This window comes from Vibrio sp. ABG19 (assembly GCF_029962385.1).
Classification (GTDB): Bacteria; Pseudomonadota; Gammaproteobacteria; order Enterobacterales; family Vibrionaceae; genus Vibrio; species Vibrio ostreae.
Window position 1 is genome coordinate 2,063,227 of sequence record NZ_CP071708.1, and the last position, 17,484, is coordinate 2,080,710.

The window sequence follows — 17,484 nt, forward strand, 5'->3', positions numbered from 1 at the left end:
AATGTGCGGGATAATCCTAAGTCGGGATTATTTGCAATCGACGTAAGTGATTACGCGATTATTTGTCGTAGTGAATCACAGAGCGGATGCTTTCACCTGAGTGCATCAGGTCAAACGCTTCGTTGATCTTGTCCAGTGACATGGTGTGAGTGATGAACTCTTGCAGGCCGAATTCGCCCGCCAGGTACTGGTCTACGATGCCAGGCAGTTGTGAACGGCCTTTTACGCCACCGAATGCGCTACCACGCCATACACGACCGGTTACCAGCTGGAACGGACGCGTTGAGATTTCCTGACCTGCACCGGCAACACCGATGATGACAGACTCACCCCAACCTTTGTGACAGCATTCCAGTGCCTGACGCATCACGTTCACGTTACCGATACATTCGAACGAGAAGTCTACACCGCCGTCGGTCATCTCAACGATCACTTCCTGGATAGGCTTGTCGAAGTTTTGCGGGTTGATGCAGTCGGTCGCACCCAGTTGCTTGGCCAGGTCGAATTTACGCTCGTTGATATCGATACCGATGATGCGGCTGGCGCCAGCCATACGTGCACCGATGATCGCAGACAGACCGATACCGCCCAGGCCGAAGATAGCCACAGTGTCGCCTTCTTTCACTTTCGCAGTGTTCATTACGGCGCCCATACCTGTGGTTACCCCACAGCCCAGCAGACACACTTCTTCCAGTGGCGCTTCTTTGTTCACTTTCGCCAGTGAAATTTCTGGCAGTACAGTGTATTCAGAGAACGTGGAGCAACCCATGTAGTGGTAGATTGGCTGACCGTCTTTGTAGAAACGGGTAGTGCCGTCTGGCATCAGACCTTTACCCTGGGTTTCACGCACCGCGCTACACAGGTTGGTTTTGCCAGATTTACAGAATTTACACTCGCCACACTCTGCAGTGTAAAGCGGGATAACGTGATCGCCGACTTCTACGCTGGTTACGCCTTCGCCGACCATTTCCACAATACCGCCACCTTCGTGACCCAGGATTGACGGGAACACGCCTTCCGGATCGTCACCAGACAGAGTGAATGCGTCAGTGTGACAAACACCGGTTGCCACGATACGCACGAGTACTTCGCCTTTACGCGGCAGCATTACGTCCACTTCTTCGATTTTCAGTGGCTCTTTTGGTCCCCAGGCTACCGCTGCACGAGATTTGATAAATTTGTCTTGTGACATGGAGTGATTCCTTTTCATAACATTAAAGGTGAAAGACGGAGTGCGTGACACCATCAAACTGATTCAATTGTCTGCATCCGGGTCAGAGCGTTATCGCTCGGGAAAGCGACGCCGGAGCGCGAACTAAGATAATCAGTATAGACGCTTCTCAGCTTGTTATAATCGGGGTAAAGTGAGAATGACTTTTACGAATTTGTAATAATCAAACGGTAAGTAATTGTAATTACGATAAGCTTATCGAGATCATCAGGCTAAGTGAGGGGCTATGGCAAGCTGGGAAGGGGTCAATGAATTTGTTGCGGTGGCCGAAACCGGCAGTTTTACTCAGGCCGCGCTGCGTATGACGACCTCGGTTGCCAACGTCAGCCGCCGGGTGGCGGTACTGGAAGAGCGTCTGGGCGTCAAGCTGCTGCTGCGCACCACGCGTAAAGTGTCACTGACCGAAGCCGGGCAGGTGTATTACCTGCAGTGCCGCGCATTGCTTGAGGGGCTGGAACAGGCCGAGCTGGCCGTGACCCAGATGCAGCAGACACCGAAAGGTAAGGTCAAAGTGACCGCACCGGTCACTTACGGCGAGCAGAAAATCGCGCCGCTGCTGCACGATTTTTTGCAGCTCTACCCGCAGCTGGAGTTGGATCTGGTGCTCAGCAACCAGAAGCTGGACTTGATTGAACAGGGTGTTGACGTTGCGGTGCGGCTCGGCCAGCTTGATGATTCGAGTTTTATTGCCCGTCGTCTGAGTAACCGCCATCTGTACGTGTGTGCCACGCCGGAATATCTCGCTCAGTATGGCACGCCACATACCTTGTCGGAGCTCAACCAGCACTATTGTCTGATTGGGACGTATGATCACTGGCGTTTTAAAGAAAATCATCAGTCGCGCTCGATTCGGGTCAAAGGACGCATCAGTTGCAGCAGCGGAGTGGTGTTACTCGATGCGGTGTTGAAAAGTATGGGTCTGGCGCAGTTGCCAGATTATTACGTCTCCGAGCATCTGGAATCCGGGCGTCTGGTTGAAGTACTGCCCAGCTATCGGGATGACCGCGAAGGGGTATGGGCGCTGTATCCACAAAACCGTCATTTGTCGCCGAAAGTACGTTTGCTGGTGGATTATCTCGCCCAGCATTTGCCGGGCTGAAGCCGTCGGGAATTTCACCGCGCAGCGACGTCGCCGGTACAGTGAATTAAGCGGCACAGGAAATTTAATTTGAATATCCGGCCTGTGAGCTTGCTATAATCGCGCTTCACTGACTATTGAGGCCCTCATGACAGACAGCACATTCTCTTTTACTCCCCAGGATGAACTCTTTATGCGCCGCGCGATGGAACTGGCCGCGGCGGCGGAAGCGCAAGGTGAAGTGCCGGTCGGTGCGGTACTGGTTAAAGACGGCGCGGTGATCGCTGAAGGCTGGAACCGTTCGATCACTGCCTGTGATGCGACCGCGCATGCGGAAATTCAGGTGCTGCGCAAAGCGGGAGCGGTGTTGGGCAACTATCGTCTGCTTGATACCACCTTGTATGTCACGCTCGAGCCCTGCCCGATGTGCGCCGGTGCTTTGCTGCACAGCCGGGTAAAACGGATTGTGTTTGGCGCGCCGGATCTCAAAGCGGGCGCCGCCGGTACCGTACTGGATCTGTTCAGCAGTCAGGCGGCCTATCATTACGCCACCGTCGAAAAAGGCTTACTGGAGCAGGAGTGCCGGGCTCAGTTGCAGGCATTTTTTCAACGTCGTCGTAAGGAAATTAAAGCTCGTAAAGAGGCGGAGAAACAAGCGCAGCAGCAAGCGGGTAATGAATAAGTGGTGTCACACCAAGAACTGGTTTGCGAGCTGGCAGAATGGGTTTAATGACCGGAAGCTTGGGTTCAATGGCAGAGGACGGGCTATTGGCAAACATCCACTGGCAGCAGATGTTTGCATTCCGGAGCTCATCCGGACAAGGTTATCTTATCTGCAGAACGTGACCTTGTCCGGAAACTGAGCACTATCCTGATAACTGAACATACGCGCGATGACGGGCCAGCACTTTGCGTTTGCTGTTGGTCATCATACGGCGTCGGCGACTGGCCGAACTGGCTTTATTCAGGAGTTTTGTGTGACGTTTACGTCGCAGCATAAAACACCCTCCTACAACTGACTATAAACAAGAAACCCTGCCACTCTCATCCGCACAGCAAAGTCCGCGGCTTAACACCGCTGGGGGCTGAGAACAAGGGGAGAGGTGAGCAGGAAACCCAAAAATAACAGCTTAATGTGTTGGTGTGACACCGCCATGTCATGCTACCCCGCGTTTGCAGAGGCGTGATCATCCGGGAGCACACCAAGGGGCAGCCAACGGCATTGCGTGTGCTGACCCCTTCCTATGTATGGTTTTTAAGGACAAAAATCAAGTAATTATTGCGAACCGGCTGTTGGCGCGGCGCTGGTTGGCTGCGCAGGCGTGGCTGCGCTCTGGATCGGTGCCAGCTCGTCCTCACTCTCTTCCAGCATGTCATCTTCGGTATCGTCAGGCTCTTCAACGCTGATGACTGCCAGGTCGTCGGTACCTGAGTCATCGTTCTCAAGCTGTTTCTGCTCGACGTGGCCGATGATGCTCTGGTAGTAACGGCGGATGTTCTCCACATAACTCAGTGCTTCGTCCCCGCGTGCATAACCATAACGAGTCTGGGTAAAGTAACGTTTCTGACGCAGTTGTGGCAGGCGATCTTTCACATCCGCCCAGGAATCCGGTGAACCGCCCTGCAGTTTGGTCAGGCGACGCGCGTCCATCATGTGGCCGTAGCCAACGTTGTACGAGGCAAGGGCAAACCAGATTTTCTCATGATCGGGAATTGAATCCGGCACCCGCTCTATCATCCGGCGCAGGTATTCCACCCCGCCACGTACCGACTGTTCCGGATTGAGGCGGTTGGTGACGTCGACACTACGCGCGGTCGGCAGGGTCAGCATCATCATGCCGCGTACCCCGGTCGGTGATTTGGCATTCGGGTTCCAGTGTGATTCCTGATAGGCCAGCGCGGCAATCAGACGCCAGTCGAACTCTTCCGAATATTTCTGGAACAGCGGCATCCATTTCGGCAAGCGGCTATCCAGAGCACGGATAAAGGCACGGGTATCGACATAGTCAAAGCTGCCGATATGACCGATGTATTTCTCTTCCAGAGAGGCCAGACTACCGGACTGTTTCAGGTTACCGAAGAACTCAATCATCATGGCGTACAGGCTTTCGTCATCCGAGCGGCGCATAAACCAGGAAATTGGTTGATCTTCGGTTAGCTCAAATGCCGTCGCAATATCGGGATAGATACGTTGGGACAGTGAAATCTCGACCGAATCGGCCATGGTAAATGGCAGATCCCCCACAGAAACCTGCTTGAGCAGATCATTCACGTCGGCGTTATTATCGACGTGATAGTGAAATTCCGGATAGGTCGCTCTGAGGCTGTTGAGGGTGCTTTCGAAGTGTGAATCATCCACCACACTCAGAATGGGCTGTTCGCCGTTGTTTTCGTACAGTTCGTTCTGTTTTGCCAGCAACTGCTCAATATTACGTGGCCGCCATTCGCCTTTCTTATACACGATCTGCTGCGATACGTAGTAATAAGCAGGGCCGGCCCGGTAATTTTTCAGCCGTTGCTCGGACTGACTCAAACCGGCGGCGATGATGTCTATCTCACCATTTTTCAGGGCCGGAAACAGGCTCGCCAGGCGGTAAGCCGGTTTCATTTCCAGCTTCACGCCCAGTTCGCGGGCAAACTCACGCGCCAGTTCGTAATCCAGACCAGCCGGACCATCGGGACCGATATAGTAGGAGAGCTGATTGTTGAGGGTCCCGACACGCAATACGCCGCGTTCCAGAATATGGTCGAGCTCACTTTTAGGTTCGGAGTCTATCTGGCAGCCGGAGGCCAGTAAAGTAAAGGCGGCCAGCAATACGATGCGACTCAGTGAGGCGAAGGAAAGCTTGGTCATGAATTCGAAATCTCTTACGTCTAGTGTTGCCTTTATACCAAACCCCATCCACTTGGCAAAGTTTTGCAGGTGATGGCTGGAATTTGCGTCTAACATTTGAGCAAATGAGTGGAAATTCAAATTTAAGAAAAAAAATGACGCAAACGGTTGCTTTTGATGTTACGTCACAAAAAAAAATCCTCTATAATGCGCACGCAAACGACAGATGAAATCGGTATGAGTTCAGTGAAAAATGGCCTAATCTGCTGTTATTTATATGAATTCATTCCAATTACATCTTAATCACTTGCATATAAGAGACCTAAGCACATGAGAATTTTGCGTGGCTCCCCAGCGCTTTCCGAGTTTCGAGTTAACAAACTACTGGAAACTTGTCGTGAACAAAACCTGCCAGTGACCGGCATCTATGCTGAGTTTATGCACTTTGCTGATCTCAAAGCCGATCTCGATGGTGCGGAACTCGAAAAGTTAGAGAAGCTGCTGACTTACGGTCCAACCATTCAAGAACATGAACCGCAGGGATTACTGCTGTTAGTCACCCCTCGTCCGGGTACGATTTCGCCTTGGTCTTCAAAGGCGACCGACATCGCGCAAAACTGTGGTCTGTCTCAGGTGAAGCGTCTTGAGCGTGGCACGGCTTACTACATCGAAAGCGAACAGGCTCTGAGCGAAGAGCAGGTTGCGGCGCTGAAAGCGCTGCTGCATGACCGCATGATGGAAGTGACGTTCAGCGAACTGGAAGCGGCACAGGCGCTGTTTACCGTGGCAGAACCCGCTCCTCACACTGAAGTGGATATTCTGGCGGGTGGCCGTAAAGCTCTGGAAGAGGCGAACGTTGCTCTGGGTCTGGCTCTGGCAGAAGATGAAATTGATTACCTGGTGGAAAACTTCACCAAACTGGGTCGCAATCCAAACGACATCGAACTGATGATGTTTGCTCAGGCGAACTCAGAGCACTGTCGTCACAAGATTTTCAACGCAGACTGGACCATCGATGGTGTTGCGCAGGATAAATCTCTGTTCAAGATGATCAAAAACACCTTTGAAACCACGCCGGATCACGTGCTGTCTGCTTATAAAGACAACGCGGCGGTAATGACAGGGTCTAAAGTCGGTCGTTTCTTCCCGAACCCGGATTCTCGTCAGTATGGCTACCATCACGAAGATGCGCACATCCTGATGAAGGTGGAAACTCACAACCACCCAACCGCGATTTCACCTTGGCCAGGCGCGTCAACCGGCAGCGGTGGCGAAATCCGTGACGAAGGCGCAACCGGTATCGGTGGTAAGCCAAAAGCGGGTCTGGTTGGTTTTACCGTCTCTAACCTGCGTATTCCTGAATTTGTTCAGCCATGGGAAAGCGATTTCGGCAAACCTGGCCGTATCGTCAGCGCGCTGGACATCATGCTGGAAGGCCCTCTGGGTGGCGCGGCATTCAACAACGAATTCGGTCGTCCGAACCTGCTGGGTTACTTCCGTACTTACGAAGAAAAAGTCACTTCTCACGCGGGTGAAGAAATTCGTGGTTACCACAAGCCAATTATGATTGCCGGCGGTATGGGTAACATCCGTGACGAGCACGTGCAGAAGAAAGAGATCCCGGTCGGCGCTAAGCTGATTGTACTGGGTGGCCCGGCGATGAACATCGGCCTGGGTGGCGGTGCCGCTTCTTCTATGGCGTCTGGTCAGTCGGCTGAAGATCTGGATTTCGCTTCGGTACAGCGTGAAAACCCGGAGATGGAACGCCGTTGTCAGGAAGTGATCGACCGCTGCTGGCAGTTGGGCGATGCCAACCCAATCGCGTTCATCCACGATGTGGGCGCGGGCGGTATCTCGAACGCATTGCCTGAGCTGGTGGATGACGGTAACCGCGGCGGTAAATTCCAGCTGCGTGACGTACCAAACGATGAACCGGGCATGAGCCCGCTGGAAATCTGGTGTAACGAATCGCAAGAGCGTTATGTACTGGCGGTAGCGGCAGAAAACATGGCCCAGTTCGACGCGATTTGTAAGCGTGAACGTGCGCCTTACGCCGTTGTGGGCGAAGCGACTGAAGAGCGTCACCTGACGCTGGAAGACAGCCACTTCGATAACACGCCAATCGATATGCCAATGGATATCCTGCTTGGTAAGGCGCCGAAGATGCACCGCGAAGCGACGACTCTGAAAGTCAACAGCCCGGCGCTGGATCGCAACGGCATCGAACTGAATGATGCGCTAGAGCGCGTACTGCGTCTGCCGGCTGTCGCTGAAAAAACCTTCCTGATCACCATTGGTGACCGTACCGTAACGGGTCTGGTTGCGCGTGACCAGATGGTTGGTCCTTGGCAGGTGCCAGTGGCGAACTGTGCGGTAACAGCAGCGAGCTACGATACTTACCACGGCGAAGCGATGTCGATGGGTGAGCGTACTCCGGTTGCTCTGCTTGACTTCGGCGCGTCAGCGCGTCTGGCAGTCGGTGAGTCTCTGACTAACATCGCGGCGACCGATATCGGCGATATCAAACACATTAAACTGTCAGCAAACTGGATGTCTCCGGCCGGTCACCCGGGTGAAGATGCGGGTCTGTATGAAGCAGTGAAAGCAGTCGGCGAAGAGCTGTGTCCTGCGCTGGGCCTGACCATTCCGGTGGGTAAAGACTCAATGTCGATGAAGACCAAGTGGGAAGAGAACGGCGAAAGCAAAGAAGTGACTTCGCCACTGTCACTGGTTATTACTGCGTTTGGCCGTGTTGAAGATGTACGCAAGACAGTGACTCCTCAACTGCGCACTGACCAGGGCGATACGTCTCTGGTACTGGTTGACCTGGGTAACGGTCAGAACCGTCTGGGTGCAACCGCACTGACTCAGGTTTACAAGCAGCTGGGCGATAAGCCTGCTGACGTTGACAACGCAGAGCAGCTGAAAGGCTTCTTTGATGCGATGCAGACTCTGGTTCGCGCAGACAAGCTGGTGGCTTACCACGATAAAGGTGACGGTGGTCTGCTGGTGACTCTGGCGGAAATGGCGTTTGCCGGCCACTGTGGTGTGCAGGCCGATATCGCAGCACTGGGCGACGACGCTCTGGCGGCGCTGTTTAACGAAGAGCTGGGTGCTGTGGTTCAGGTTAAGAACGCTGAACTGGATGCTGTACTGGCGACGCTGGCAGACAATGGTCTGGCACAGTGTTCACACGTTATCGGTTCGGTACAAGCGTCAGACCGCTTTGTGGTGGCTTCTGGTGCAGACGTACTGCTGGATCGCTCGCGTACCGAACTGCGTACTATCTGGGCAGAAACCACGCATAAGATGCAGGCGATGCGCGATAACCCGGCATGTGCTGATCAGGAATTTGTTGCTAAGCAAGACAACACTGACCCGGGTCTGAACGTGGCACTGAGCTTCGATGTCAACCAGGATGTGGCAGCGCCTTACATTGCAAAAGGGGCTAAGCCTAAGATGGCAATTCTGCGCGAGCAGGGCGTAAACTCACACGTTGAAATGGCCGCGGCGTTTGACCGTGCCGGTTTCGATGCGGTCGATGTTCACATGAGCGACATCCTGACTGGTCAGGCGGCACTGGACGAGTACCAGGGTCTGGTTGCTTGTGGCGGCTTCTCATACGGTGACGTACTGGGTGCCGGTGAAGGTTGGGCCAAGTCAGTGCTGTTTAATGCTCAGGCACGTGAACAGTTCCAGCAGTTCTTCAACCGTCAGGATACTTTCTCTCTGGGTGTGTGTAACGGCTGTCAGATGCTGTCTAACCTGAAAGAGCTGATCCCGGGCGCTGACCTGTGGCCACGTTTCGTGCGTAACGAATCTGAGCGTTTTGAAGCTCGCTTCAGCCTGGTTGAAGTACAGAAGTCGGATTCTGTATTCTTCGATGGCATGGCGGGATCTCGTATGCCTATCGCAGTATCACACGGTGAAGGTCGTGTTGAAGTGCGCGATGAAGCACACCTGAATGCGCTTGAGCAGTCTGGTACGGTAGCGGTACGCTTCGTGGACAACTTCGGTAACCCGACGCAGCAGTACCCGAACAACCCGAACGGCTCGCCAAACGCGATTACCGGCCTGACAACAGCAGACGGCCGTGTGACCATCATGATGCCGCACCCGGAACGTGTATTCCGTACCGTAGCGAACTCATGGCACCCGGACAGCTGGGGTGAAAACGGCGCCTGGATGCGTATGTTCCAGAACGCGCGTAAGAACCTGGGTTAATCCCTGTCTGTGCAGGCAAACGCCTGACGGATTGATGAAAAGCGCAGACTTCGGTCTGCGCTTTTTTATTGTCATTGTGAAACCCAAACCGCCGTATGAGCAGGCGGTTTGCTACGGTTTTGCGTTTACGGTCGGTTGGTTTTTGCGACATATTTGGTTAACGAGCATAAAAAAAGCGGCCGTGGCCGGCCGCTGATTGTGAGTGTCGGGTGGTTGATAAAGCGCTGTTGTTAACGGAACTGGCCCGCTTCAGGCAGGTAATCAAAGCCGGCGCTTGCCAGACGAGCTTCCAGCGCCGCGCGATCGATATCAAAATACGCCACCAGTTGGTCCAGATCGCCGGAGAAATCATCGCGCAGTTTCATGTTGACAATGCTCATCAGCATGACAGGATCCATGGTTTCGAAATTGGCCAGGTTCATGTTAGTCCTCAAAGTCTGAAATCAGTAAGTTCGCCGCTGCAAAGGCCGCCTTCTCGCGCGTTGCCAGTGGCAGGGAGGTATCTGCCGCCACGTCGTTCAACGCCCGTACCGCGCAGGAAATGGCTTTTGGCACATAAGCCTGATCGCCACTGCCAATCTGGGCATAGAGCTCTCGCACCAGGTCACAACAGGTATACACTTGCATGGTTTTGCCCTCTAAATGGTATCTGTTCTCAATATACACAGAGCCGGGTATGAAGACAAAACCTGAGGTTTGTTTTGGCGCAAGGCTTAGGTGTAAGTGGTGGTTTATTCACCACTGACCTGCTGATTCAGGCGTGCGACCAGTTCGTCGTCAAGGCGCAGCTGTTTGGCCAGCTCATCCAGATAGGCTTTTTCCATAAAATTCTGTTCATCGGCCACTAGCAGAGAGGCAAGGTAGATCTCGGAGGCCTGGGCCGGTGTCTCGGCCAGCAGAGCGATTTCGGCCGGATCGAGCGGTTTTTTCAGCTCTTGATCAATCAGCTGCGCCACACCGGCATCGGCGCCGAGTTCAGTGACGGCCTGGTTAATTTTGCCCATTTCGTCGTCATCAATATGCCCGTCGGCTTTGGCGGCCGCAATCATGGCTTTGACGATCAAGAGCTCATGGCGCGGGTTGTTTTCATCGAAACTGTCTGCCGGCGGAGCGGAAGCGGGCTGATTGGCCTGCCAGTCGTTATACACTTTATAGGCCAGGGCTCCGAGTGCGGCCGCCCCACCGACTTTGAGCGCAGTTTTACCCATCTTCTTGCTCTTTTTCGAGCCCATCAGTACACCAAGCAGACCGCCGCCGAGCGCACCAGCACCAAAGGTGGCGAGCTGGCTTTTATTTTGCGTCGCGGCTTTAGCCTGCTGTGTGCCTTTGCGCACCAGATCAGAATTGAGTGCCTGATTAAGTAGTGATTTCAGATCCATTCCTGTTCTCCTTGCTTGTCTCAGGGCTGGCATTAACTCACCAGATTGCGGATAAGTGTAAGACAGGCAAGATGAATGGCAGATTAATGGGCATAAAAAAAGCTGCCCACAGGCAGCTTTTCCGTCATCGATGTTGCCATCAACCGTCTGGTATTAGGCCAGTTGCGCTTTGATGTGCTCGATGATTTGCTCCATCGCAACCGGAGATTTCTCACCGCTGCGACGGTTTTTGTATTCGAAGTTGCCTTCGTCCATGCTGCGATCGCCGATGATCACTGTGTGTGGTACGCCGATCAGTTCCATATCAGAGAACATCACGCCCGGACGCTCTTTACGGTCATCAAACAATACTTCAATGCCAGCTGCAGTCAGCTCAGCGTACAGTTTCTCAGCCGCTTCCTGAACACGCTCAGACTTGTGCATGTTCATTGGCACGATAGCAACCTGGAATGGCGCAATCGCATCCGGCCAGATGATGCCGTATTTGTCGTTGTTCTGCTCGATAGCTGCAGCGACCACACGTGATACACCGATACCGTAACAGCCCATTTCCAGAGTCACAGCTTTGCCGTCAGGACCCAGCACGTTACAGTTCATTTTCTCTGAATAGTTGGTGCCAAGCTGGAAGATGTGACCTACTTCGATACCGCGTTTCAGTTGGATGGTCCCCTTACCACATGGGCTTGGATCACCTTCTACCACGTTACGCAGGTCTTCTACACGACCCAGTTCTACGTCACGACCCCAGTTAATACCGAAGTAGTGTTTACCGTCGATGTTGGCACCACCGGCGAAGTCACTCATCACAGCCACGCTGCGGTCAACGATGCATGGCAGTTTCAGGCCAACCGGACCCAGTGAGCCAGGACCTGCGCCAACCAGGGCACGTATCTCTTCTTCGGTCGCCATTTCCAGCGGCGCAGCCACTTCTGGCAGATTTTCCGCTTTGATTTCGTTCAGCTCATGGTCACCACGAACCAGCAGGGCAACGATTGGCGCATCAACAACATCGGACGCTTTGAAGAACAGCGTCTTGATGGTTTTTTCGATTGGCAGACCGTGCTGGTTCACCAGCTCCGCGATGGTTTTCGCGTTCGGGGTGTCAACCAGAGTCATTTCCAAAGTGGGTGCATCCGCCGCATCCGCAGGCGCCAGCGCTTCGGCTTTTTCCAGGTTCGCTGCGTAGTCAGATTCGGTTGAGAACGCAATCAGGTCTTCGCCGCTTTCTGCCAGTACGTGGAACTCTTGAGAGCCGTTACCACCGATAGCACCACTGTCTGCCAGCACAGGACGGTAGTCCAGGCCCATACGGTCAAATGCTTTGCAGTACGCATCGTGCATGGCATCGTACGTTTTTTGCAGGCCGTCTTTGTCGATGTCGAAGCTGTACGCGTCCATCATCGAAAACTCACGTGCACGCATGACACCAAAACGCGGGCGACGTTCGTCACGGAATTTAGTCTGGATCTGATACAGGTTCAGTGGCAGTTGCTTGTAAGAGTTGACTTCGTTACGCACCAGACTGGTGATCACTTCTTCTGCAGTCGGGCTCAGGACAAACGGACGCTCGTGTCGGTCAGTAAAGCGCAGTAGCTCAGGACCCATTTTTTCGCTGCGTCCTGTCTCTTCCCAAAGTTCAAACGGCTGAACAACGGGCATCAAAGTTTCGATTGCACCTGCATTATCGATTTCTTGACGAACGATGTTTTCTACTTTACGCATTACGCGCAGACCGGTAGGTAGCCAGGTGTACAGACCTGAAGCTAGCTTACGGATCATGCCCGCACGTAGCATGAGCTGGTGGCTCACAACTTCTGCGTCGTTTGGAGTCTCCTTCAGCGTAGAAAGAAGATATTTACTGGTACGCATTTATGTATCCGTTTATCAAAAGTTGATGGGATCACCGCTCGTGTCATTCACTCTGCTGCCGCTATCGCTGGCGCAGTATTGGTAAGTGCTGACCGGTGATAAATTTATTTAGCCGCTAATAATATCAGCCAAATGCTCTCGTCAAAAGCGTTCTATTGCGGTGACGGTCACTAAGTTGTCATTGACGATGAATTTTACGTTCATATCGTACAAATTCACCGCGTACTCTTTGCTGTCTGGCTTGTTTTTCTTGTACGCCGGACGTGGATCCTGGCTCAGCACTTCTTCGATCACGGCCTGTTTGCTTGTGGCGTCGGGCAGGCCAACCAGGCAGGCAGCGGCAGCGGGCGCAAACTGTACTTCGGCTCGTTCAGGTTCAGCATCGGCATAACCGCCGGTAGCATCGCTGATCGCATCCGAGTAGGGGATGTAGGGTTTGATGTCGATGATCGGGGTGCCATCGACCAGATCGACACTGCCGAGATCGAGATAGATCTGCTCGTCCTGTTTGCTGACGCCGCGCAGTTCGACCGCCGACATACCAATGCCGTTGGGGCGGAAGGTGGAACGTGAGGCCAGCACGCCAATCCGCTCATTGCCGCCAAGGCGCGGCGGGCGCACGGTCGGCTTCCAGCCAGCTGCCAGATTCTGGTCAAACAGAAACAGCAGCCATAAATGGCTGAACTGCTCGATGCCGCGTACCGCTTCCTGGCAGTTAATCTCACCAGTTAAGCGGGCACGTGCAGTGGCGCTGGGCACCAGGCGTGGCTGACGTGGAACGGCAAACTTCTCTTTATACGGGCTTTCTATAATCGCTATCGGTTCAATCGAATGCATGGCAGGAGTCAAAGTAGAGAACATGGCGGCAAAATAACACATTTTGGCCGACAAAGCGCTGTCGGGCGCGCGCTCAGTCATCTGCGCTCAATCGCGTCATTTATCGTGGTTGGATGCAATAGTACTTGCAAAGCGGTGCAATCGGATTATTATTTGCTTATGTTATAACATAACAATTGTTATTATTGATTCAGATTCATTTAATCAACCTCTGCCCGGTGATGAATGCTGATACAGCCATTAAGAACCGTGCAGTAACGAACAGGAATTATCGATGAAAGTGCTCAGCTCGCTGAAAAGCGCCAAACAACGTCACCCGGACTGCCAGATCGTTAAACGTCGCGGACGCCTGTATGTGATTTGTAAAACCAATCCGAGATTTAAAGCGGTGCAGCGCTAACAGACAAAGGCGGACTGATCAGCGCTGACAACCGCTGCTTACTCCGGGCGGTGTTGAGCGCTCACTAAAAAACCTGCGACAGACGCAGGTTTTTTGCTGCCGGGAACCGCGTTTCGATCAGCGCTTGGCTTTGGCGAGAATCCGGTCCAGATGATTGGCAAATTCACGTCGCTCAGTCTGGGAAAGAGCGGCCGGGCCGCCGGTCTGAATACCGCTGGCGCGCATGGTATCCATAAAGTCACGGATATTGAGGCGTGCTTTGATGGTTTCCAGGGTGTACAACTCGCCACGCGGACTCAGTGCCAGGCCACCTTTGCTGATCACTTCATCGGCGAGCGGAATATCGGCGGTAATCACCAGATCGCCGCTCTCGACTCTTTGCACGATTTCGTTGTCGGCGACATCGAAACCACTGGCGACCTGCAGGCTGCGGATATTGTCGCGCTTGGGCAGCGGAATTTGGTGGTTGGCGACAAAAGTACATTCAATGCCAGTGCGTTCCGCGGCGCGAAACAGGGTTTCACGAATCACTTTCGGACAGGCGTCCGCATCCACCCATAGTTTCATCATTCTTCACCCGCCAGCTTCTGCTCCAGGGCCTGCAGGCGCGAGGTCAGGTCGGCGACTTGCTGCTCAAGCTGCGTGATACGATCCGTTTCGCTCGCGACCGGTGCGGCCACTTCAACTTTCGGTACCCGGTTGGCACTCTTCCAGCTTTTTATGGTAGTGATCAGCGCCGGCATAGGAACCGGGGTGGAGAGACGGGATTTAACCAGAGCGACAGTGGGCTCTTTTCCTTCTTGCTGCAGGCTGGTCAGAATAGCTTCCAGCTCCTGTGATACATCTTTTGTGAGCATGATTTGTCCTTATGCTTGAGTTAGCCCGATCATACTGCGAATTCCCCACGAGCAAAAGAGGGAGGGGCTTGTGCGAGATCGCTTACAAACAGTGTAGGATATTGGATTTTTCAGCAGAGAAATATGCGCTGTAATTGATTTAAATTTTTGATATTAAAATAGTTTTGTTGTTTGTGGTGTTTTTGGTATAAAAAAAACGTTCTGCGGGCATTGCACAAAAAGTCCAAAGGGGTAAATTGAACCCTGTCGGAAGGGAACTGACACGGATTTGGATTCACCACTGGACGGTGGCTTCAGGATGAAATTGGCGATGACGGATAGTCGCCAGCACGGAAGACAGGACTTCGAACGGATTCGACAGTTTACACGGAGTAAACTGGCACGGAATGCGAAGGACACCTCGGGACGAGGTCGGAATACCATCAGGACGATGGCAAGGACACCGCTCAGGGAACAAGTGAAGTGCGCTGATGGGATTATCAGCATAAAGGATTTAAGGACACCGCTAGGACGGCGATGCGAGGACAAGGCAGAAGGATTCTGTCGCTATTATGGATGATGCATGGAGCAACATCAGTAGCCGGAATGCTGCGAGTAAGACTTAAGCCCCGATACCTAGTGTGTCGGGGCTTTTCTTAATATTTTTTCAACCACTGTCGTCTGATCCTGATGACGATGACATTCGCGTGGCGCGATCAATCATTGAGCACAAAATCAAAAACATAAATTGGCTCAGCTCTAAAACAACTAAGGTCGCCACCTAAATCAATATTACTTCGTCTATTTGGTTCTCTTTTTCGATTTTCCCGCCCGCGAGCATGCGCTTGGTGGCGGAGAAGGATCGGTTTGTCTATTCGGAATTGCTGCTAACAAGGATTGTCCGTGACGATAGTAACTCGCAGAACGCTTGTTATTCCTTACACAGAATCGTTTGAGTCTGAATTTCTCATCCTCAATTGCTGTGCGAAAAACCGCGCCCAACTTAACGGTCCGCAAACGGTCTCTGCCGCCCGAGAGCAGTTTAAACGTGTGCTGCATGATGACAGTCTGTACGCGATGGCAGTGCTCGATAACTATAACCGTGAGTTTATGGGCCATGTGTTTGTGCAGGCCGAAGATGGCCGGGCAGAACTGGGTTTTATTTTTGATAAAGCCTACTGGGGACAGGGGCTGGCGAGCGAAGCTCTGCAGGCGTTCTTTGCTAAGGCGTGCGCACGGCTTAATCTGACGGCGGTAACGGCACGTACCAGTCTGAGCAATTATGCCGCCATCGCTATCTTACACAAACTGGGCTTTCAGCTTAGTGCTACCCGCCAGGATGCCTTCGGCTCTTACTATGCGTTTGAATGGCAACAGACCGAGCCTTCAGGGGCAGAGCACGACTTTATAGCATTCGGTGCGGCGGCAGGTGGAATGCCTGCGGCCTGAAACCCTGCATCACCAGATGGCCCTGGTAACAGTCATCACCCAGGGCTGAAAATTCAAAATAATACACCGTATGCCAACGCCAGCGATTGTCTGGCGTTTTCCATTTGTGCTGGCCGAACGAGACACTGAGTAACTGCAGTTCCAGTTCATCACACTTGCGGTTGATGCGAGTCTTGGCGATTTCGGATTGGCGACGCTGCTGCCAGAACGCAAAACAGGCCAGACAAAACAGCAAGATGCTGAGCAGGTCACCGATCATCACGTTATCCTTTTGCTGACTGCTGCAATTTAAGCAGCGCGTCCGCCAGCTCCGGCGACGGGCTGGTGTGGATCAATGGCAATAACACCATACGCAGTTCAGGCAGCATCACCAGATCGGCAAACAGCTGGTTAAACAGGGTCTGGTTACCGGTCTGAGCCAGGCGCACTAAAAAGCGCTGCGCGCGGCCGCTGTCGTTCAACATTGACCAGTTGCGTCCGGCGATAGCAATCAATATTTCCTGATGGCTTAAACGCGCACTGGCAAGAATCGCATCGATCACCGTGACCTGGTGCTCAGCCGGAGCGCCGGACAAGGCACGTACTAACGCTGACAGCAGGAACAAATCCGGATCCTGGCTGTGGATTTCACTGTCGGCAAATTCAACCAGGCGCTGGGCCAGTTTATCCGGCAGAGCCGTGTGTTCCAGCGCCCCAAGCAGAGCATACAGCGGTTGCGCTGGCAGATGGGCGATGGCTTTACGCACTAGCACCCCGTTTTGTTGTTTGCCAAGGCGGGCACAGATATCGGTAATCCCCTGCAGGCCGACGGTCTGCCAGTTATCCCAACCCAGGCCACCATCGAAATAATGCTGGGCATGTTCGTAATACTGGCTGCACGACAGATTAAGGCGGGCACGGATCTGGCTATGGAACACCGCCATTTTGTCATCGGATGGTTTGAAGGTGTAAGGGTTATTGGCCAGTTTCTGTTGCTGCTCTTCGCTCAGTTCCTGATTCAGGCGTGTGCCCATAGCTTCAATCACATACTTGATAAACTGGCCGATATCGGCCTGGGCCAACAGGCCGCGCTCGTCGAGGCTGAACTTCAGAAACCAGATCCAGGGTTGCTGACTCTCGTTCCAGTAGGCAATCGCCAGATGAGCTTTACGCTGCAGCGGAAAAGGGTACGGCTGCGCGCCTTTTTCGACTTGGGCAAATTGCGCGTTATCGATGGGCTGAATGCGACGACCCAGGTCAAATACCTGGTACTGGCAGCCACTGTTGTTGAGCAGTTCGCTCAGAGTATGAATGGATTGCATGGGATCAAATTGGTCCTAACTTTCTGTGTTGAATAGATGGTATCATT

General features: G+C 53.2%; 17 protein-coding genes. 5 read left to right on the forward strand and 12 right to left on the reverse strand.

Annotated elements, in window-relative coordinates:
* Positions 1-58: 58 nt before the first annotated feature.
* Positions 59-1,192, reverse strand: a complete 1,134-nt coding sequence (locus J0X00_RS15760) for an S-(hydroxymethyl)glutathione dehydrogenase/class III alcohol dehydrogenase (protein WP_136483542.1) — start codon at positions 1,190-1,192, stop codon at positions 59-61.
* 265 nt (positions 1,193-1,457) lie between these two features.
* Between J0X00_RS15760 and J0X00_RS15765 the strand changes: the two genes are divergently transcribed.
* Complete coding sequence (locus tag J0X00_RS15765) at positions 1,458-2,330, forward strand: LysR family transcriptional regulator (protein WP_136483543.1); 873 nt, start codon at positions 1,458-1,460, stop codon at positions 2,328-2,330.
* 127 nt (positions 2,331-2,457) lie between these two features.
* A complete protein-coding gene (gene tadA / locus J0X00_RS15770) occupies positions 2,458-2,991 on the forward strand; it encodes a tRNA adenosine(34) deaminase TadA (RefSeq protein ID WP_136483544.1) in 534 nt (177 codons plus the stop codon).
* 184 nt (positions 2,992-3,175) lie between these two features.
* Here tadA and J0X00_RS15775 read toward each other — a convergent pair whose 3' ends face one another.
* Positions 3,176-3,307 (reverse strand): hypothetical protein, encoded by a 132-nt coding sequence (locus J0X00_RS15775; protein ID WP_282477180.1) that lies wholly within the window; start codon positions 3,305-3,307, stop codon positions 3,176-3,178.
* Positions 3,308-3,585: 278 nt separating this feature from the next.
* Positions 3,586-5,163 carry a membrane-bound lytic murein transglycosylase MltF gene (mltF, locus tag J0X00_RS15780; protein ID WP_136483545.1) on the reverse strand — a complete coding sequence of 526 codons (1,578 nt, stop codon included), beginning with the start codon at positions 5,161-5,163 and terminating at the stop codon, positions 3,586-3,588.
* A gap of 309 nt (positions 5,164-5,472) precedes the next feature.
* Between mltF and purL the strand changes: the two genes are divergently transcribed.
* Complete coding sequence (purL, locus tag J0X00_RS15785) at positions 5,473-9,366, forward strand: phosphoribosylformylglycinamidine synthase (RefSeq protein ID WP_282477181.1); 3,894 nt, start codon at positions 5,473-5,475, stop codon at positions 9,364-9,366.
* Positions 9,367-9,596: 230 nt separating this feature from the next.
* On the opposite strand, the gene J0X00_RS15790 is transcribed toward purL, so the two are convergent.
* From J0X00_RS15790 to tsaA, 5 genes are all read right to left on the reverse strand, one after another.
* The gene (locus J0X00_RS15790) at positions 9,597-9,788 is read right to left on the reverse strand and encodes a DUF4250 domain-containing protein (RefSeq protein WP_136483548.1); all 192 of its coding nucleotides are present in this window, start codon (positions 9,786-9,788) and stop codon (positions 9,597-9,599) included.
* A 1-nt stretch (position 9,789) separates the two neighbouring features.
* Positions 9,790-9,993: a YaeP family protein gene (locus J0X00_RS15795; RefSeq protein ID WP_136483549.1), complete on the reverse strand. Its 204-nt coding sequence runs from the start codon at positions 9,991-9,993 to the stop codon at positions 9,790-9,792.
* A 104-nt stretch (positions 9,994-10,097) separates the two neighbouring features.
* Positions 10,098-10,745 carry a tellurite resistance TerB family protein gene (locus tag J0X00_RS15800; protein WP_282477182.1) on the reverse strand — a complete coding sequence of 216 codons (648 nt, stop codon included), beginning with the start codon at positions 10,743-10,745 and terminating at the stop codon, positions 10,098-10,100.
* A 153-nt stretch (positions 10,746-10,898) separates the two neighbouring features.
* Positions 10,899-12,614 (reverse strand): proline--tRNA ligase, encoded by a 1,716-nt coding sequence (locus J0X00_RS15805; protein ID WP_136483551.1) that lies wholly within the window; start codon positions 12,612-12,614, stop codon positions 10,899-10,901.
* A gap of 141 nt (positions 12,615-12,755) precedes the next feature.
* Positions 12,756-13,451, reverse strand: a complete 696-nt coding sequence (gene tsaA / locus J0X00_RS15810) for a tRNA (N6-threonylcarbamoyladenosine(37)-N6)-methyltransferase TrmO (protein WP_136483603.1) — start codon at positions 13,449-13,451, stop codon at positions 12,756-12,758.
* A gap of 274 nt (positions 13,452-13,725) precedes the next feature.
* Between tsaA and ykgO the strand changes: the two genes are divergently transcribed.
* Positions 13,726-13,851 (forward strand): type B 50S ribosomal protein L36, encoded by a 126-nt coding sequence (ykgO, locus tag J0X00_RS15815; RefSeq protein WP_136483552.1) that lies wholly within the window; start codon positions 13,726-13,728, stop codon positions 13,849-13,851.
* A gap of 117 nt (positions 13,852-13,968) precedes the next feature.
* Here the strand turns inward: ykgO and J0X00_RS15820 are convergent, their stop codons facing one another.
* Both J0X00_RS15820 and J0X00_RS15825 read right to left on the reverse strand, forming a co-directional pair.
* A complete protein-coding gene (locus J0X00_RS15820; protein WP_282478308.1) occupies positions 13,969-14,418 on the reverse strand; it encodes a YaiI/YqxD family protein in 450 nt (149 codons plus the stop codon).
* Positions 14,418-14,708, reverse strand: coding sequence for a hypothetical protein (locus tag J0X00_RS15825; protein WP_136483553.1), 291 nt, complete (start codon positions 14,706-14,708; stop codon positions 14,418-14,420). The genes J0X00_RS15820 and J0X00_RS15825 overlap by 1 nt, the downstream gene beginning before the upstream one ends.
* Positions 14,709-15,590: 882 nt before the next feature.
* On the opposite strand from J0X00_RS15825, the gene J0X00_RS15830 reads away from it, so the two are divergent.
* On the forward strand, positions 15,591-16,136 hold the full coding sequence (locus J0X00_RS15830; RefSeq protein WP_136483554.1) for a GNAT family protein: 546 nt from the start codon (positions 15,591-15,593) through the stop codon (positions 16,134-16,136).
* On the opposite strand, the gene J0X00_RS15835 is transcribed toward J0X00_RS15830, so the two are convergent.
* Together J0X00_RS15835 and J0X00_RS15840 are read right to left on the reverse strand one after the other, a co-directional pair.
* On the reverse strand, positions 16,093-16,395 hold the full coding sequence (locus tag J0X00_RS15835; protein ID WP_282477183.1) for a DUF3301 domain-containing protein: 303 nt from the start codon (positions 16,393-16,395) through the stop codon (positions 16,093-16,095). The two genes, J0X00_RS15830 and J0X00_RS15835, sit on opposite strands and share 44 nt — an antisense overlap.
* A gap of 4 nt (positions 16,396-16,399) precedes the next feature.
* A complete protein-coding gene (locus J0X00_RS15840; RefSeq protein WP_136483556.1) occupies positions 16,400-17,437 on the reverse strand; it encodes a DUF3549 family protein in 1,038 nt (345 codons plus the stop codon).
* Positions 17,438-17,484: the final 47 nt, after the last annotated feature.

What these genes read in the sequence shown, in the direction of transcription:
- J0X00_RS15775 (WP_282477180.1), bottom strand. Translation starts at nt 3,307, where the DNA reads ATGCTGCGACGTAAACGTCACACAAAACTCCTGAATAAAGCCAGTTCG.
- mltF (WP_136483545.1), bottom strand. Translation starts at nt 5,163, where the DNA reads ATGACCAAGCTTTCCTTCGCCTCACTGAGTCGCATCGTATTGCTGGCC.
- J0X00_RS15765 (WP_136483543.1), top strand. Translation starts at nt 1,458, where the DNA reads ATGGCAAGCTGGGAAGGGGTCAATGAATTTGTTGCGGTGGCCGAAACC.
- J0X00_RS15760 (WP_136483542.1), bottom strand. Translation starts at nt 1,192, where the DNA reads ATGTCACAAGACAAATTTATCAAATCTCGTGCAGCGGTAGCCTGGGGA.
- J0X00_RS15820 (WP_282478308.1), bottom strand. Translation starts at nt 14,418, where the DNA reads ATGAAACTATGGGTGGATGCGGACGCCTGTCCGAAAGTGATTCGTGAA.
- J0X00_RS15790 (WP_136483548.1), bottom strand. Translation starts at nt 9,788, where the DNA reads ATGAACCTGGCCAATTTCGAAACCATGGATCCTGTCATGCTGATGAGC.
- J0X00_RS15795 (WP_136483549.1), bottom strand. Translation starts at nt 9,993, where the DNA reads ATGCAAGTGTATACCTGTTGTGACCTGGTGCGAGAGCTCTATGCCCAG.
- J0X00_RS15800 (WP_282477182.1), bottom strand. Translation starts at nt 10,745, where the DNA reads ATGGATCTGAAATCACTACTTAATCAGGCACTCAATTCTGATCTGGTG.
- J0X00_RS15840 (WP_136483556.1), bottom strand. Translation starts at nt 17,437, where the DNA reads ATGCAATCCATTCATACTCTGAGCGAACTGCTCAACAACAGTGGCTGC.
- J0X00_RS15825 (WP_136483553.1), bottom strand. Translation starts at nt 14,708, where the DNA reads ATGCTCACAAAAGATGTATCACAGGAGCTGGAAGCTATTCTGACCAGC.
- purL (WP_282477181.1), top strand. Translation starts at nt 5,473, where the DNA reads ATGAGAATTTTGCGTGGCTCCCCAGCGCTTTCCGAGTTTCGAGTTAAC.
- tadA (WP_136483544.1), top strand. Translation starts at nt 2,458, where the DNA reads ATGACAGACAGCACATTCTCTTTTACTCCCCAGGATGAACTCTTTATG.
- tsaA (WP_136483603.1), bottom strand. Translation starts at nt 13,451, where the DNA reads ATGCATTCGATTGAACCGATAGCGATTATAGAAAGCCCGTATAAAGAG.
- J0X00_RS15805 (WP_136483551.1), bottom strand. Translation starts at nt 12,614, where the DNA reads ATGCGTACCAGTAAATATCTTCTTTCTACGCTGAAGGAGACTCCAAAC.
- ykgO (WP_136483552.1), top strand. Translation starts at nt 13,726, where the DNA reads ATGAAAGTGCTCAGCTCGCTGAAAAGCGCCAAACAACGTCACCCGGAC.
- J0X00_RS15835 (WP_282477183.1), bottom strand. Translation starts at nt 16,395, where the DNA reads ATGATCGGTGACCTGCTCAGCATCTTGCTGTTTTGTCTGGCCTGTTTT.